This window comes from Marinobacter vulgaris (assembly GCF_003344045.1).
Classification (GTDB): Bacteria; Pseudomonadota; Gammaproteobacteria; order Pseudomonadales; family Oleiphilaceae; genus Marinobacter; species Marinobacter vulgaris.
In genome coordinates, this window is the sequence record NZ_QFWX01000002.1 from 25,659 (window position 1) to 41,602 (window position 15,944).

The following is a 15,944-nucleotide window of genomic DNA, read 5'->3' on the forward strand; positions in this document are numbered from 1 at the left end:
GCCTCTACCTGTCGCTGATTTTTATCATCATAGTTGATCCTGCCAGGCTCCGGAAACTCGGGACTATGGGCCGGCTTCGATGGCAACTGCAAACAATTGAAAAATATGTGCATCAACCACGCAAAACAGCCAGGAGTCTGCGATAATGATCCGTAACCAGATGTTACATATCATTACGAACCACTGCGGACGCCCATCACAGGAGTGACTCCATGCCCATCAGAAGCATCACCGGTGCCTTTGCCCTGTTACTGGCAATAGCCTCACAGCCCGTGACCGCAGGCAACCTGGACCTTCTTTTGAGCGGGATCTTTCCGGATCAGCAAGCCACCTACATCGGCTACGAAAGCGTTGAGCGGGAAGATATCCCTGCCACGTCCCCTATTGAACGCAAGTACCTGGTGGTAGACTTCCGCTTCAGGTCCGACCCGGTCCGGGACCAGTTACAGGCCAGCGTCCACAAGGTCTGCATGGCTCTCCTGAAAGACAGGGAACTGATTCAGTCCCTGTCCGATTCCGGCTATGACATGGTCGCCGTTGCCTTTGACCGGCAGTCCCAGTTCGACTGCCTCTGAAACCCGCCTACTGATCCCGGCCAAGCAGGCGTGGAAACGCATCCAGCGCACTGTTTACCGAGTCCAGATTGAACGCCTCGACGTCTGCGAGCAACTTCTCGCCGTAGCGGGTGACCGAAGCCGACCGGAACCGCTTGCTCCACTCCAGCAGGCGCATTGCAAAGTCTCTCATCTGCTCCGGATCGCCACTTTCCCGCACGATTTCCCATTCGTTGCCAAAGTCCCGGGCCAGTTGCTCCCGCAACCAGCCACGCTCCTGCATGCTTAGGGTCTGGGCCAGCAGACGCTCCGATTCCTCCGGCGCTCCCTCGTCTTCAGCCTGCTCCTCTGTTACTTCCACCCGCGGCAGGCTGACGGTAAAGGTGGACCCTGCGCCAGGCTCACTTTCAACCTTCAGCTCACCTCCCATCATTCTTACCAGCTTGCGGCTGATGGCAAGACCCAGGCCGGTGCCGCCGTAACGCCGGCTATTCTGCCCTTCCTGCTGTTCGAAGGCGTCAAAGATCTGCTCCTGTTGCTCCGGGGGTATGCCAATCCCGGTATCCGCAACCGTTACCACCAGCCGATACCATCTGCGCCTGTCACCCTCGCCGTCATCTGCGGACTCTCCGCGGGAGGATTTTCTCGGCGTGGCAGTGGCGCGAACGGTCACACCACCGTCGTGGGTAAACTTGATGGCGTTGCCCACAAGATTGAACAGCACCTGGCGCAATCGTGTTTCATCCAGCATCATGGCCGCCGGCATTTTGGAATCAACACTGACCTCCAGGGAAATGCCCTGCTCGGTCGCCCGCAGATCAAAGATGTGCCTTACGTCACTCAGCAGGCGACGCACGGAAACCGCCGAATAATCCAGTCGCATCTTGCCTGCCTCGATACGGGACAGGTCGAGGATATCGTTGATCAGCATCAACAGGCTGCGACTTCCCGCACGGATGGCGTCCAGGTAATTCCGCTGCTGCGGGTCCTTCACGGTGTTGCTGAGCAGATCACTGTAGCCGATAACCGCGTTCATCGGAGTGCGGATTTCGTGCGACATATTGGCCAGGAACTCGCTTTTCGTGAGACTCGCCGCTTCGGCTTCACGGGCCAGGCGTTCGGCCTCCAGCTTTGCTGCCCGCAGTTCGTCCTCGCTTCTGCGCAGAGCGTTCTCCGACCGGATCCGTTCATCCACCTCCCTCGACAGCTTGCGGTTCCAGTACAGGAAAATCAGCACCACCATAATGGCAATGAGCACAATGCGACGGACAACCGTATAGTCTGCCTCCTGCTCGATATCCAGATGAATCCAGCGGTTGTAGATCGACTCGGTTTCAGAAACATCGAGGCTGCCCAGGGCCTTGTTCAGGATGCGCTGAAGCTCTGGCTGATCGGTGTTGACGGCAAACCTCAATTCATACTGATAGGGCGTAATGCTGGTAATTCTGAGGTTGGACAGCCCCAAACGGGCCACGGTGTAACTCACCCCGGGTATGTGAGTCACCATCACGTCCAGATCCCCGTTGGACAATGCCAGCAAGCCCTCTTCAATCGACGCCACCGGGTAAAGGTCAAGGTCGGGGTGGCTGATCAACAGGTAATCGTGTCCGGCCTGCCGGCTCACCACACCTACCCGTTCATCTCTCAGCTCCCGCAACTCACCGATAAAGCGGCCATCGTCGCGAATCGCCAGGGCGATAGGAACCGTCAGGTAAGACCTGCTGAACAGGAATTCGTCCTGTGACCTGGGAGTCCGCGACAGTGCCGGCAGGATATCCACTTCACCGCTGCGTAATACAGCTTCGGCGTCGGCACTGTCAGACATGACCTTGCGGCTGAAGCGGATGTTGAGCTGTTCCTCCAGGCGGCTGACCAGATCCGGCACCAGCCCCGTGGGCTGGCCGTCCTGGGCAAACTCAAACGGCGGCCAGTCCGGCCGGAAGGCCACTTCCAGATCGGAATTGCGCTTGAGATACTCACTTTCACCGGCGGTCAGGGAAATCGCGGAAGGGTCCTGTTCTGGCAACTCCGTCTGCAGCCAGGATTGTCGTATGGCCCGATGCTCATTATGGCTGATTGCCAGTACCGCCTGGTTGAGAACCCTGTAGGTCCGGTCTTCCCCCGCTTTGATTTCAAGCACCACATCCACTGAGTGATTGTTCAGCAGCATCGCCATACCCACGCCGTTTACCATGGCGGACTGGAGGTAATCGGAAACCACCGGCACCGGTCCCAGGAAGGCATCGGCCTGGCCGGACAGAAGCATGCTGACCGCCTCACTGACGCTTGCCACGGGTACCGGAACGAAGTTATCGACGGAATCGAGCAGGGAGAGCTGGCTGGGATCGTTGGTAACCAGGGCAATTCGAGCGCCCTCAAGGTCCGACAGCTTGCGAATGCCTGCGTCACCGGAATTGACGAAAATGCCGTAAGTCAGGCTCATCAATGGCGACGACAGGGCAACATCCGGCGGCGCCGGCTGCCGCACCAGGCGCGTGGTCAGCCTGGCATCCAGCCCGCCCTCCCTGAGCCTCTCATCCAGCTCCTCCGGGCTGGCTGAAACCACGTCAACCGGCACGTCCAGTTTGTCTGATAGGCGATCCAGATAGTCCACGAATATGCCGGCGAGTTCTCCTTCCCCGGTATCGAATGCCAGGGGAACCTGTCCGCCGCGGAGACCTATGCGGAAGGCGTCTCGGCTTTGTAGCCACTGCAGATCCTCGCTGCCAAGAACCGGCGATGGCGATGGCTGGGGAGGCTCTGCCGCGGACATGCCGGAAACCACAAGGCAGCTGGCCAGCAGCAGACAACAAAAGGCAACCCTCACTGGATATCCTCACCGGTTTGGCTACAGTTCATGGAACCATACCCGTAAATTCTTCTGATTGCATTCAGCGGGTTACCCGCATTATTGTAAGCAGACCTGCATTTTCGACAAAACGGGAATCACCCCGGGGAGAACCATCACCATGGACACCAGCAAGCACACCTTCAGCGCCCTGTTTGAGCAGCTCGGCATGCCTTCTGACAAACAGAGCATCGAGGACTTCATTGCGAAACACTCACCCCTTCCCTCAGAGATCGCCCTTCAGGATGCACCCTTCTGGTCCGAGAGCCAGTCCCACTTCCTGGAGGAAGGTCTGGAAGATGACTCCGACTGGGCAGAAATCATCGACGAACTGGACGCATTGATGCGGCACTGATTCAGCCGTCAGCGGGCTCGGACCCGCTGATGATCACCCTGTCGCGCCCCGAATCCTTGGCCAGGTAGAGGGCCTTGTCTGCGCGATCAAAAACCTCGTCCTCGTCGTCGCCACTCACAAATTCCGCGAGCCCTGCAGAGAATGTCACGGATACGGGCTCACCCCGGAAATGGAACGGCAGGGAGGCAATATGCTCCCGCATGCCGTCGAGCACTGACTTGGCGACCTCCGGCGGCGTCTCCGGCAGCAGAATAACGAATTCTTCCCCACCGAAACGGGCAATAAAATCGGTTGTTCTGAGGCGCTCACTCAGGGCCTTGGCCACCAGTTGCAACACCCGGTCTCCGGCTTTGTGACCATAAGAGTCGTTGACCCGCTTGAACAAATCAATATCGAGCACACCAACCGTCAGCGGATGACGGTAGCGCTGCCAGCGCTGGTATTCGAACGCAAGGCGTTCCTGCCAGGCTTCCCGATTGGGCAACTGGGTAAGAACGTCCCTCAGTGCCTTCTGGCGCTCCGCTGCAAGTTCTTCCCCCACAAGCTCCGAATGCGCCTCAACCGCCGCCAGTTTTTCATGCATCAGCTGCAATTGTTGCGACAGATTCCTTTCACGCTCGGACTCCTGGGTGCGAAAACGCTCCACAGCGCCGCTGATTGACTCCAGGTGCTGTCCTACCGAGGCCTTGAGCTGATCAAAATCGGCACTGGACTTGACCTGTTCTCCGAAGGTTTGCAGCTCATCCCGGATTTCACGATCCAGCGCCTCAGAAGCATTGCGGCGACCGGCCTGGGCTGCAGCCTGCTCGGAAAAGCACTGGCGCAATGACTCCAGCCGCTCATCCAGGCGCCGGAGGAATGCCTCAAACTCGCGCTGACTCCGGGTAACGGCCGCAATCACCAGTTCCGCGACACCATTCAGACCATCACGCAATTCGTCCCAGTCATCACTGTTCAGGAGCGACTCCTGCAGCCGCCTGGCTCTGGCCTCGGACGCCGGCTCCAGAGCCACCTGTCCCAGCATGTGCCCCAGCAGCTCGCCAACCCGCCGGGCAATGCTCAGGCGCTGACTGGTTTCTTCAACACTCCCTTCGTCCGGTAGCGGGTCTTCCTGGACGGCTTCACCAGCGGCCGCCATTTCGGCGGCAGGGGGCCGAGGTTCCCGGGAACCGAACAGCCTGTTGAACACGCCGGGCCTGGCACCCTGACCGCCGGTCTGGGCAAATGCGTCCTCCAGCACTCCCGCGAAATCGGCAAGCCAGTCGGTAAAATGCGATTGCAGCGTTTCCGGTTCGCGAAGCCGCTTTTCCAGATCCCGGAGGCGATCCTTACCGCCGGCTAACAGGGAATGGGAGCGCAGGGCGGAGAGCAGTTGCTCAAGGGTTGCCTTGAGCCGGCGACCAGATTCGGCTTTCTGTTCATCAAGAGCCGACACCCGGCGATCAATCCGATCCTGCAGTTTCTGCCAGGTTGCGGAATCCGGCGATCCCTTGCGCAACTCGCCGCGAAGCTGGGAGAGCAAACCGTCCAGTTCCGGGTCCTGCCCCTCCGAAGCCAGGCTTGTGCGGACCAGCATGCGCTGGAGCAGATTCCTCTGACTATTCCAGCGGGACTCAAGATCCTCCGACGACTCCAGCGCCTTCAGATACTTGTCCTTCCAGGATGAGTCCGGTGACATTCAGCGCTCCCTGATGTTCTTCTGGCCACGACGGGCACGGGGATGACTCTGGTCGTAAACCTTTGCCAGGTGCTGGAAATCGAGATGGGTATAGATCTGGGTCGTCGCTATGTCCGCATGGCCCAGCAATTCCTGCACTGCCCGCAAGTCACCGCTGGATTCCAGCATGTGACTGGCAAAAGAGTGCCGCAAAAGGTGGGGATGCAAGCGTTGATCGGCACCTTTGGCCAGCCCCCACCGGCTGAGCCGCGACTGGATACTGCGGGTGCTGAGCCTGTCTCCGCGGCGGCTCACGTAGAGAGCCCGCTCCGCCTCGGGCGCGATGGCGCTGCGAACCTCAAGCCAACGGGCAAGCGCCTCAAGGGCCCTGCGCCCGACCGGCAGGATCCGCTCCTTGCTACCCTTGCCAAGTACCCGAACCTCTCCGCCACGCTGGTCAACCGAATGCAGATCCAGGCCGGCCAGTTCCGACAACCGCAGGCCCGACGAATACATCAGTTCAAACATGCTCAGGTCGCGTATTTCCAGTGGATCGTCCGGCGTGGCATCAAGCAGATGGTTAAGCTGGTCAACATCCGCCACCCTCGGCAGCCGCCTGCCAGCCCTGGGCGCGCGGATATCCAGGGCCGGGTTGTCAGTGGCAAGGTGTTCGCGCAACAGGTACTCGTAGAAGCGCCGTATCGCAGACAGATGCCGGGCAATACTGCGCCCACCGAGTCCTTCCCGGCTCTGCAGAGCCACATAGCGCCGCAGATCGTGGCCGGTGACAGCCCGCCAGTCAGGCGCTGGCTGCTGTTCAACCCAGAGCAGGAAACGCTTGAGATCGTCGCGGTAACTGCTGCAGGTACGGGGCGAGTGACGCTTTTCCGAGGCCAGGTAGCGCAGAAATCCATCCAGTGGCTCCGCGAGCGCGCCAGCCAGGCCTGTTTCAGCAGCGGCCCGCGTCATGCTCAGCGTGACTCCGCCACCACGTCGGTCACCGGCACCGCTGCCGCATGTCGCTGCAGGATGGGGGGCAACAGCCGGCTGAGGGTATCGCTGATGTACGTCAGGAACAGTGAACCCATACTCTGGTCGAAATACCCGATTTCACAGCTGCCAACCGCAAAAACGCCAACCAGTTCATCATGCCGTAACGGCACCAGAGCCACCGACGCAATGGGCTCTTCCCGGTCAGGGAACAGGAAACTGCGCTCGCTTTCACGAAACTGGCCACACACCGCGCGATCACCTTCCAGCAGGCCGCCAAGGCGCGCCTTGGCTACCTCCGGGGCGACCACATGCAGGGCGCCCTGGGCCGCCGTCGGCAACTCGGAATCGGTGAACAGAATGATCGACGCCGCATCCAGCCCGAAGTCGCCACGAATGCTGTCGTCGATAGCCGCCGCCATGTCATTCAGGTTGCGAGCTTCAATTACCTGCATCAACAGCCGCTTGCTTTTCTCGAACAGACGGTCGTTATGACGGGCAATGGAGACCAGCTCAACCAGCTCACGGCGAAGCGTGTCCCGCTGTTCACGAAACAGGTGTACCTGACGTTCCACCAGCGATATCGCACGGCCGCTGTCGTGGGGCAGCGTCAGGCTGCGCAGGAGTTCATCCTGTTCAACAAAGAAGTCGGGATTGTCACGCAGATAGTCTGCAACGGCGTCCGGGGTGAGCTCTCCGGCCTTCTGATGGGCCGTTTGGTCGGTCATGCTGCTCTCCTGATAGTCAGGGCTTTGATGTAACTGTTTGGCGTTGGCGATTCTGCTGCCGCTGTTGTCCCGGCCTGGTATCACCCTGCCGCGCACCTCTGCGACGCCGCGGGGACGGGTCTCCCGGCAGGCGTAGCTGACCTTCAAAGACACTGGCTGTAGGGCCTTCCATCATAACAGGGGACCCTTCACCCTGCCATTCGATGACCAGGTGCCCACCCGTGAGTTCTACATCCACGCGGCTGTCCAGCAATCCGCGCAGACAGCCCGCGACAACGGCTGCACAGGCGCCGCTGCCGCAGGCCATGGTCTCGCCGGAGCCCCGCTCGAACACTCTCAGGCGCGCGTGAGTGCGATCAACAATCTGCAAAAACCCGATATTCGCCCGGGCCGGGAACCGCGGGTGATTCTCCAGACGGGGACCAAGCTCACCTACCGGTGCGGTGTCCACATTTTCCACGACCAGCACCCCGTGAGGATTGCCAAGGGATATCGCGCTGAGCTCTACGGTTTCGCCACCCACCTCTACCGTGTAGATGTCCTTGCGCTGATCGGCGGCAAAAGGAATGGCCGGGGGATTAAGCTCGGGCACACCCATGTCTACCGTCACCATCCCGGCGCGGCCAACCCTGAGCTCGATCACGCCCTTGGCGGTCTGCACCCGGATGACCTTCTTGTTGGTCAGGCGCTGGTCCCGGACAAAACGGGCAAAACAGCGGGCGCCATTACCGCACTGTTCCACTTCCGAGCCGTCGCTGTTGAAGATCCGGTAACGGAAATCCACGTCCGGTAGCCCCGGAGGCTCTACCACCAGCAGCTGATCGAAGCCAATACCAAAGTGCCTGTCGGCAAGCTCTCGAATCATCTCCGGGCGCAGGCGAAACGGCTGGCTGATGGCATCCACCACCATGAAATCGTTCCCCAGACCATGCATCTTGGTGAAATTCAGCATGGGACCCTGCCCGCGGCGAGGCTGATTCATACCATCATCCTCACTCATTCCGGCAAACAGCTTTCGGGGCCGAGCTGCTCTTCCAGGGTTTCCCGGCGGCGCACCACGTGCACCTGACTGCCATCAACCATCAGCTCCGGCGGGCGATTGCGGGTGTTGTAGTTGGAGCTCATGACAAAACCATAGGCGCCAGCGGAGCGGACCGCCAGCAAATCCCCGGCCTGAAGTCGCATTTTGCGATCCTTGCCCAGAAAATCACCCGTTTCACACACCGGGCCGACCAGGTCCCAGGCTTTTTCCTCACCATCCGTGCGTGGCGTTACCGGTATGATCGACTGCCAGGCGCTGTAAAGGGCCGGACGGATCAGGTCATTCATCGCTGCATCAATAATGGCGAAATTGCGATGTTCCGTGCACTTCAGAAACTCCACCCTTGTCAACAGGATACCGGCATTAGCCGCAATCGATCGACCCGGCTCCATGATCAGTTCCAGCCTCCGGTCGCCCAGACGTTCCGCCAGCGCCGTCACATAGTCCGACGGTTGCGGTGGCTGCTCCCGGTCATAGGTCACGCCCAGGCCGCCACCCATGTCCAGGTGGTGAATGACAATATTCTTTTGCGCCAGGGTATCAATCAGCACCAGCACCCGATCCAGGGCATCCAGGAAGGGCGTTACCGACGTCAGCTGGGAGCCGATATGGCAATCGACACCTTTAACCGCAAGGTTGGGCATGGCAGCGGCACGCTCATAGACTGCCGGGGCTTCGGCAATGTCGATGCCGAACTTGTTCTCTTTCAGCCCGGTGGAGATGTACGGATGGGTACCCGCATCCACATCCGGGTTCACGCGCAGTGAAACCGGTGCCTTGACACCAAGTTCTCCGGCCACCTCGTTGAGCCGGTCCAGCTCGGTGTCGGATTCCACGTTAAAACAGCGAACACCGGCTTCCAGCGCCCGGCGCATTTCCCAGCGCTGTTTACCGACCCCGGAGAAAACGGTTTTTGCGGGATCGCCGCCAGCACGGATCACCCGTTCAAGCTCGCCGGCGGAGACAATGTCAAAACCGGCACCAAGGCGTGCCAGCACGTTCAGCACGGCAACGTTGCTATTGGCCTTGACTGCATAGCAGACCAGATGGGGGCGGCCGGCCAGGGCATCATCATAGGCATGATAATGACGCTCCAGAGTGGCCCGGGAATACACATAAGCGGGCGTGCCGAACCGCTCTGCAATCGATGCCACCGGTACGTCTTCGGCGTATAGCTCGCCGTTTCGGTAGTTAAAGTGATCCATGGGTATCCTGAGTCTGTTGGCGGGGCGGCCTGACCTAGCGGTCACCGGCGTCATCATCCCGGCCCTGGTCGCTGGCGCTGGCCTGTTCAGCAGCCGTGTCATTGTCGGAGGGTGCTTCCCGATACAATGGGCCTTTCTGACCACAGCCAGCAATAAACCCGGCCATCACCAGCAGGAACATGACTGTCTGTCCTGGTTTCATGGGTAACTGCCCCTGATTTCTGTATGTGCGGAGTATACCTGAGTGGGGCCATGCCCGGCGAGATGCCACAGGTACTGATTCGGGTCGTTAAAGGTGCTGGTTCAGGGCATTTTCCAGTTCTGAACGGTAATAGAGGTATTGAATGGTCTGAATATCCTGCTGATAGACCTGGGGATCTAGGTCATGAGGCAGGTGAATATCGGTCAGATACACCGGATAGCGTTCCCGGCTGTGACGCAGGGACCGGATATAGTGGGCGACCGCCGGAATCAGCTGGTTGCCATATTCCTGTACCGTGAATTCCTGATCACCACAGAAAATATCGAAACGGACCCGCGAATCCCCTTCCTGGATGCCAATGGCCTGCACCTCAAGCCCTGGCAGCGGCATAGTGCTGTCGGCATCGGGGCGCCGCTCGGCATGCCACTGGCCGTCCCGGAGCGCCATTTCATAGCACTGGGTACCGCCGATCTCCGCCACGGTATCGAGCTGCCTTAATTGCCGCCGCTCGGTCAGGTTCTCCAGGAATCGCAGTAGCGGCACCAACAGATAGTGGCGATTGACGTAACCCTGCTGCCAGGAAAATACCGAACCCAGCTCATCCACCACCCATACCCGGGCCCTGTCACCGCTTACCCGATAGAACACCTGGATATTGCCGGATTCACTGGCATGGCAGACTGTTCGCAACGGCAGGTCGTCCAACATCGCATGGCGATCAAACACCACCGGAACATAGGACTCCTGGGGCTTGGCCAGGTATTCCATCAAGCCCTCGGTGCTGTTCAGGGCAACAAACCCGGGCTCAGCCCCATTGAAACGCAGCACAAAGAATCGCCGGTCCATCTCAATGACATAACGCAGAGGGTGTGGCCCCTTACCACCGGCAAAGAAGTGGCGGGTAACGTCCGCAAAAAGCTCCCCGACCCGGCGGGCTATGGCGCCACCGTGCCCCTTATGGTGACTGTGAACCATGATCTCCGGCACCCGCTGAGGCGCCCCCGCCACTGATGCCAGCACATTTTTAAGGCACTGGATAAGGGTGTCACCGGCGGCATAGTGCTGCAGGCTGACCTCGTGCCAGCTGTTGAAAGTAACCTGGTCAATGGTATTGACCAGGTTTTCCCGGCCACCGCTGAACCCCAGGGAATCATGACGGGCACTGAGCCTGTGTAGCCCCCGCTCGGTCAGACGGGCCTGCGGGTCCAGCCCCACATTCACCAACAGCAGATTACGTAACGGATACACTCCCCGCGACAGCTCCTCGCGGTTGGCCGGCTCCACGGGGGAAGGCAGGAACGCACCCAGGGCATCCAGTATTTCCCGCAATTCCGCTACCGATGCCGTGCTGGTGCCAGCCCGCACATTGAGACGGGTCGAGCGGCTCAGCAGGGCGTTGCAGTAGCACCAGACCATCAACTCGGTCAGGTTTCCGGAGCGGCGAATCACCGGCTGCCAGAATGCATCTGATGGGTCCTCAAGATCGCGGTACAGAAGCCAGCCCTCCTGGCCTGAGGTTCCGCCCTGCTCCGACTGGTGATGAAACGCCAGGTTCTCTTCCGCCAGGGAAGGCGCCAGCCCGGGGTTGATCTGTTCAACCTTGCCCGCCTTGCGCTGGAAAGCCGCGTAAAGTTTACGCCCCAGAAGGTTCATGTCATTGCTGCTGATGGCAGCACGGGTGCCATGGTCCCGTGCCAGTCGCGATAGCAGGCGGTAGCTGTGAGTCAGCTCTGCCACCACCGCCCTGCGCAAGGTGACCACATCCTCGGCACGCCAGCGAATCCGGTTATCCAGGTTTTCAAGTTCCGCGGCCGACCAGCCCCAGTCGGCAACCAGCGCCTGCAACAGGTTGGTTCGCCAGTTGGAGACCAGCTGGGCAGATCGGGTCAGCGGCAGGCCGGCTTTCAGGTAGAGGCTCTGGCGTACCAGCGCCAACCGCTCGGGGGCCTCCTCCGCCTGCAGCCACTGTTCCAGGCGTTCATAAAGCAGAACGTAGGGATCAAGGCGGTCAGGATCGGTTTCTCCGGCGTAGACCTTGGCCTTGAATACCCGGGACAACAACGGCTGACTGCCAGCGCGGGCATAGCACTCGATCAGCAGCAATTTGAGGATGGACTTCCAGGGCGCATCAATGCCCTTGTACAACTGCCAGACGCCAGCACCGAGGAACTCTTCCTGTGGTATCGACTGCGCCGGCCCGAAATCAATGTACTCATCGCCACGGATGAAACGGCACTCGATCAGCTGACGGGCGCGCTCCTGATAACGCTCCTCGTCTTCCACAGGAACCAGCCACCACAGCGGATAGCAACCGCCCAGATGTATGCTGGTGCGATAAAATTCGTCCAGAAGAAGAAAGTGCTGGGCACTGCCGCAGTTCTCGCCCGTCACTTCCGCGCGCTGGCGTCCGTCACGCCAGTCGGCGGCTGAAAAAACAAACACATGCAGCTCCACCCCCAGGGTCGATGCCCAGGCAGCAAGGTTGTCCGCCTTGCGCTCGAGGCAGTGCACCCCTCGCTCCGTCAGATCCGGGCGGTGGCATAACCAGACATCCAGGTCGCTTGCCACAGAGTGGCCCAGGGTGCCCGGGCTGCCCATCAGGAAAAGAGCTTCCAGGTCTGGCATCCGCCGGCCCTCGTCCTTGAGTGAGAAGCTTCGGGCCAGTCGCGTGGCCGCATTCAGGGTAGATTCCGTGGGCCGGTAATGACTCAGCCCGTAGGGGCAGTCACTGTCGAGGTAGCCCGGAAGTGATGGGTGGTTGAGATGGAACACCAGCGGCAACACTTCCAGCACCGCCTGCTGGCGATAGGTCAGCGCTGACCGGGCGCGCTCCCACCGCTGCTGGTTTACCGCCATGAACCGGTCCCGCAGGCGGCGTAGCGTTTTCCGGTCTATGCCCTCGTCGAAGTCGAGGGCAATGGGAGCGGAGGAGAACGTCACAGCGCGTGCGCTTTCCTTGCTCGCGCCACGGCGGCACGCACCTGAGCCGGCGCCGTGCCACCAAGATGATCCCGTGCCTGCACGGAACCTTCAAGCGTCAGCACATCGAACACATCCTCACCGATAACATCAGAGAAACGCTTCAGCTCGATCGTGGTCATGTCCGACAGATCGCGGCCTTCGGCTACACCAAAAGCCACTGCCTTGCCCACAATCTCGTGGGCGTCTCGGAAAGCCACGCCCTTCTTGACCAGGTAGTCTGCCAGATCGGTCGCAGTCGAGAAGCCCCGCTTTGCTGCCACCCGCATGTTGTCGGCCCTGGCTTCAATTGCCGGAATCATGTCGGCGTACGCCTTGAGGCAACCCTTGACTGTGTCCACGGTGTCAAACAAGGGCTCCTTGTCTTCCTGGTTGTCCTTGTTATAGGCCAGCGGCTGGCTCTTCATCAGGGTCAGCAGGCTGATCAGGTGGCCGTTCACCCGGCCGGTCTTGCCACGCACCAGTTCCGGTACATCCGGGTTTTTTTTCTGGGGCATGATGGATGAGCCGGTACAGAACCGGTCCGGCAGGTCGATGAAATCGAACTGGGCGGAGGTCCACAGCACCAGCTCCTCGCTGAACCGCGACAGGTGAGTCATCAGCAGGGCAGCGAAGCTGCAGAACTCGATAGCAAAATCCCGGTCGCTGACGGAGTCCAGGGAATTCTCGCTGGGCCGGTCGAAGCCCAGCAGCTTTGCCGTAATGTTGCGATCAATCGGATAGGTAGTCCCGGCCAGTGCGGCCGCACCCAGAGGCATCACGTTTACCCGTTTACGGCAGTCCTGCAGGCGCTCGGCATCCCGCACCAGCATTTCGTACCAGGCCAGCAGGTGATGGCCAAAGGTGACTGGCTGGGCCGTTTGCAGATGGGTGAAGCCCGGCATGATGGTCTCCGCCTCGCGCTCAGCCAGATCCAGCAGACCCGCCTGCAGACGCCGGAGCTCTTCGGCAATCACGTCAATTTCATCACGCAGGTACAGGCGGATATCCGTCGCAACCTGGTCATTACGGCTGCGACCGGTATGCAGTTTCTTGCCAGTGATTCCGATGCGGTCGGTCAGCCGCGCCTCGATGTTCATGTGCACATCTTCCAGGCTGACAGACCATTCAAACGTGCCCGCTTCAATGTCTGCCTTGACGGCTTTGAGGCCTTCAATGATGGTGTCACGCTCTTCAGTGGTCAGCACACCCACCTCCGCGAGCATGGTGGCGTGGGCAATGGAACCGGTAATATCGTGATGGTACAGGCGCTGGTCAAAGCCTACGGACGCGGTGAAACGTTCAACGAAGGCATCGGTGGGTTCGGTAAAACGACCGCCCCAGGGTTTCTCGGCGCTCTTGCTCTGATCCGTCATGGTCTATCTTTCCTGCTGACAGCCCGGCATCATTCTGCGGGAATGGGTAAGTTGAATGTCGCGGGATTATAGCATTCCAGTGCGCACAGTTGCCTTTCTCTGAGCCAGGAAAACGGGATTCGGGAAGAGAAGTTTGGGAACAGGTTCAATGACAGCACGACAAAACAGGGAACGGCCGGTGCAGCTATCCGCCATGAGTGACTCCGATTTCTACGTACCGGACCTGTGCCGGGTGCGGGCTGTCTTCATGCTGGTAGTCACCAGCGAGCTGATAGTGCTGGTGCTTTCCGTCGTTCAGGCCCAAAGCCACTGGATTGACTGGAACTATTTCGGCCTGCTGTCCCTGTTCGTGCAATGGACAGTACTGACCAGCGCCGCCCTGATCTGCCTGTTGCGGCGCTGGCTTTCAGGCCTGACCATTCCCGGCGCCACCGCTGCCATTGTTGTCATCGTCCTGCTGGACGTACTGACCTTCAGCCTGTTCGCTGACAGTGTGCTGCATCCCCGGCCCGGTGTTGAGGCATGGCAGGGGGTGGCCAAGAAGCTGTTACTGGCGCTGCTGATTACACTGATGGTACTGCGTTACTTCTACCTGCAGTTCCAGTGGCAACAGCAACGGGAATCGGAAATGCAGGCGAGGCTGACGGCCCTGCAGGCTCGGATCCACCCCCACTTCCTGTTCAACAGCATGAACACCATTGCCAGCCTGATCGCGGTGAATCCGGAGCGTGCGGAGGACGCCGTGCTTGATCTTTCCGAACTCTTCCGCGCCAGCCTGCGAACCGGTGACCGGCTGATTCCACTGGCTGACGAACTGGATCTGTGCCGGCGTTACCTGGCCATCGAAAAGCTGCGCCTGGAAGAACGGCTCGCGCTGGACTGGCAAATCGAAGGCGGCCTCGACCAGCAGGCCATTCCGCCCCTGACACTGCAGCCGCTGGTGGAGAACGCCATCTACCATGGCATACAGCCCCGCCCCAGTGGCGGGACCGTCAAGATCGAGGCCTATCGCAAGGGGCCCTTCGTTTACCTGATGGTACAGAATCCGCGGCCGGCACCGGACCATGGCGGTCATGACGGTAACCGCATGGCTCTGGCCAACATCCAGTCGCGCCTGCACGCCCTGTTCGGCGAGCCCGCGGTGCTGAAACACAGCCACCAGAATGATATATATACCGTCACTCTCCGCCTGCCCTGGCAAAAGGCCAGCGGCAACGTCAGCCTCGCAACAAGGAGTTCGTAAACACCCATGGCCGACGCAAACAGGCGCAGCATACTGATTGCCGATGACGAACCCCTGGCCCGGGAGCGCATTCGCAGGCTGGTGGAAGCTCTGCCGGGTTATGAGGTCTGTGGCGAGGCCGCCGATGGCGAGGAGGTACTGGCAAAAATCGCACAGCAGGCACCCGATATTCTGTTGCTGGACATCCGCATGCCAGGCATGGATGGCATGGAGGCAGCAGAAAGAATTGCCACGCTGGAGGCGCCACCGGCCATTATTTTCTGCACGGCTTATGACCATTACGCCATACAGGCTTTCGGGGTGCATGCGGTGGCCTATCTGCTCAAACCGGTCCGCCGGGAGGCGCTGGCAGATGGGCTCAAGCGTGCAGGCCGGGTAAACCGGGTACAGTTACAGGCCCTGGCGGAAAAGGGGGCAGGGCCCGACGAACAGATCGCCGTTCGCACCCACCGGGGCACCGAGCTGATCGATATCCGCGGAATCCTGTACTGCGAGGCCGACCAGAAATACGTCACCATCCATCACGTCCGTGGCGAGACGGTAACGGATTACACGCTGAAAGAACTGGAGAATACCTATCCGCAGCACCTGCTGAGGATTCACCGCCACACCCTGGTAGGAGTGCGGTTTATCCAGGCTATGCTGAGAGGCACCGACGGCCAGAATGTCATCGACCTGACGGACAACCACGGCCGGTTGCCGGTAAGCCGGAGGCATACGGCCTCTGTGCGGCAGTGGCTGAATGAACACCGCCCCGGGTAGCGCCGCCAGCCTCTCTGGGAAGGG

13 protein-coding genes are annotated in these 15,944 nt (G+C 60.1%); 4 read left to right on the forward strand and 9 right to left on the reverse strand.

The window, feature by feature from the left end; all coding sequences use genetic code 11:
• Window positions 1-212 precede the first annotated feature (212 nt).
• Window positions 213-575 carry a hypothetical protein gene (locus DIT71_RS03405; protein WP_199490944.1) on the forward strand — a complete coding sequence of 121 codons (363 nt, stop codon included), beginning with the start codon at window positions 213-215 and terminating at the stop codon, window positions 573-575.
• Between the two features lie 7 nt (window positions 576-582).
• Here DIT71_RS03405 and DIT71_RS03410 read toward each other — a convergent pair whose 3' ends face one another.
• Complete coding sequence (locus DIT71_RS03410) at window positions 583-3,327, reverse strand: ATP-binding protein (RefSeq protein WP_114612320.1); 2,745 nt, start codon at window positions 3,325-3,327, stop codon at window positions 583-585.
• A gap of 196 nt (window positions 3,328-3,523) precedes the next feature.
• Between DIT71_RS03410 and DIT71_RS03415 the strand changes: the two genes are divergently transcribed.
• On the forward strand, window positions 3,524-3,757 hold the full coding sequence (locus tag DIT71_RS03415) for a DUF2789 domain-containing protein (protein WP_114611818.1): 234 nt from the start codon (window positions 3,524-3,526) through the stop codon (window positions 3,755-3,757).
• A 1-nt stretch (window position 3,758) separates the two neighbouring features.
• On the opposite strand, the gene DIT71_RS03420 is transcribed toward DIT71_RS03415, so the two are convergent.
• The 8 genes from DIT71_RS03420 to argH all read right to left on the reverse strand — a co-directional run bounded on the left by DIT71_RS03420 (window position 3,759) and on the right by argH (window position 13,915).
• Window positions 3,759-5,435: a GGDEF domain-containing protein gene (locus DIT71_RS03420; RefSeq protein ID WP_227537933.1), complete on the reverse strand. Its 1,677-nt coding sequence runs from the start codon at window positions 5,433-5,435 to the stop codon at window positions 3,759-3,761.
• Entirely contained in the window at window positions 5,436-6,383 is a 948-nt protein-coding gene (xerC, locus tag DIT71_RS03425; RefSeq protein WP_114611819.1) for a tyrosine recombinase XerC, read from the reverse strand.
• Between the two features lie 2 nt (window positions 6,384-6,385).
• On the reverse strand, window positions 6,386-7,132 hold the full coding sequence (locus tag DIT71_RS03430) for a DUF484 family protein (RefSeq protein WP_114611820.1): 747 nt from the start codon (window positions 7,130-7,132) through the stop codon (window positions 6,386-6,388).
• A 16-nt stretch (window positions 7,133-7,148) separates the two neighbouring features.
• Window positions 7,149-8,114: a diaminopimelate epimerase gene (gene dapF, locus DIT71_RS03435; protein WP_114612322.1), complete on the reverse strand. Its 966-nt coding sequence runs from the start codon at window positions 8,112-8,114 to the stop codon at window positions 7,149-7,151.
• Window positions 8,115-8,128: 14 nt separating this feature from the next.
• Window positions 8,129-9,379, reverse strand: a complete 1,251-nt coding sequence (lysA, locus tag DIT71_RS03440; protein ID WP_114611821.1) for a diaminopimelate decarboxylase — start codon at window positions 9,377-9,379, stop codon at window positions 8,129-8,131.
• A 34-nt stretch (window positions 9,380-9,413) separates the two neighbouring features.
• Window positions 9,414-9,581: an LPS translocon maturation chaperone LptM gene (gene lptM / locus DIT71_RS03445; RefSeq protein ID WP_114611822.1), complete on the reverse strand. Its 168-nt coding sequence runs from the start codon at window positions 9,579-9,581 to the stop codon at window positions 9,414-9,416.
• Between the two features lie 87 nt (window positions 9,582-9,668).
• Window positions 9,669-12,521, reverse strand: a complete 2,853-nt coding sequence (locus tag DIT71_RS03450; RefSeq protein ID WP_114611823.1) for a class I adenylate cyclase — start codon at window positions 12,519-12,521, stop codon at window positions 9,669-9,671.
• Complete coding sequence (gene argH / locus DIT71_RS03455) at window positions 12,518-13,915, reverse strand: argininosuccinate lyase (protein WP_114611824.1); 1,398 nt, start codon at window positions 13,913-13,915, stop codon at window positions 12,518-12,520. The genes DIT71_RS03450 and argH overlap by 4 nt, the downstream gene beginning before the upstream one ends.
• Before the next feature lie 148 nt (window positions 13,916-14,063).
• Between argH and DIT71_RS03460 the strand changes: the two genes are divergently transcribed.
• Both DIT71_RS03460 and DIT71_RS03465 read left to right on the forward strand, forming a co-directional pair.
• Complete coding sequence (locus DIT71_RS03460; RefSeq protein ID WP_227537934.1) at window positions 14,064-15,158, forward strand: sensor histidine kinase; 1,095 nt, start codon at window positions 14,064-14,066, stop codon at window positions 15,156-15,158.
• A 6-nt stretch (window positions 15,159-15,164) separates the two neighbouring features.
• Window positions 15,165-15,920: a LytR/AlgR family response regulator transcription factor gene (locus DIT71_RS03465; RefSeq protein ID WP_114611826.1), complete on the forward strand. Its 756-nt coding sequence runs from the start codon at window positions 15,165-15,167 to the stop codon at window positions 15,918-15,920.
• Window positions 15,921-15,944 lie beyond the last annotated feature (24 nt).

What these genes read in the sequence shown, in the direction of transcription:
- DIT71_RS03430 (WP_114611820.1), bottom strand. Translation starts at nt 7,132, where the DNA reads ATGACCGACCAAACGGCCCATCAGAAGGCCGGAGAGCTCACCCCGGAC.
- DIT71_RS03420 (WP_227537933.1), bottom strand. Translation starts at nt 5,435, where the DNA reads ATGTCACCGGACTCATCCTGGAAGGACAAGTATCTGAAGGCGCTGGAG.
- xerC (WP_114611819.1), bottom strand. Translation starts at nt 6,383, where the DNA reads ATGACGCGGGCCGCTGCTGAAACAGGCCTGGCTGGCGCGCTCGCGGAG.
- lysA (WP_114611821.1), bottom strand. Translation starts at nt 9,379, where the DNA reads ATGGATCACTTTAACTACCGAAACGGCGAGCTATACGCCGAAGACGTA.
- DIT71_RS03410 (WP_114612320.1), bottom strand. Translation starts at nt 3,327, where the DNA reads ATGTCCGCGGCAGAGCCTCCCCAGCCATCGCCATCGCCGGTTCTTGGC.
- dapF (WP_114612322.1), bottom strand. Translation starts at nt 8,114, where the DNA reads ATGAATCAGCCTCGCCGCGGGCAGGGTCCCATGCTGAATTTCACCAAG.
- DIT71_RS03415 (WP_114611818.1), top strand. Translation starts at nt 3,524, where the DNA reads ATGGACACCAGCAAGCACACCTTCAGCGCCCTGTTTGAGCAGCTCGGC.
- DIT71_RS03405 (WP_199490944.1), top strand. Translation starts at nt 213, where the DNA reads ATGCCCATCAGAAGCATCACCGGTGCCTTTGCCCTGTTACTGGCAATA.
- lptM (WP_114611822.1), bottom strand. Translation starts at nt 9,581, where the DNA reads ATGAAACCAGGACAGACAGTCATGTTCCTGCTGGTGATGGCCGGGTTT.
- DIT71_RS03460 (WP_227537934.1), top strand. Translation starts at nt 14,064, where the DNA reads ATGACAGCACGACAAAACAGGGAACGGCCGGTGCAGCTATCCGCCATG.
- argH (WP_114611824.1), bottom strand. Translation starts at nt 13,915, where the DNA reads ATGACGGATCAGAGCAAGAGCGCCGAGAAACCCTGGGGCGGTCGTTTT.
- DIT71_RS03465 (WP_114611826.1), top strand. Translation starts at nt 15,165, where the DNA reads ATGGCCGACGCAAACAGGCGCAGCATACTGATTGCCGATGACGAACCC.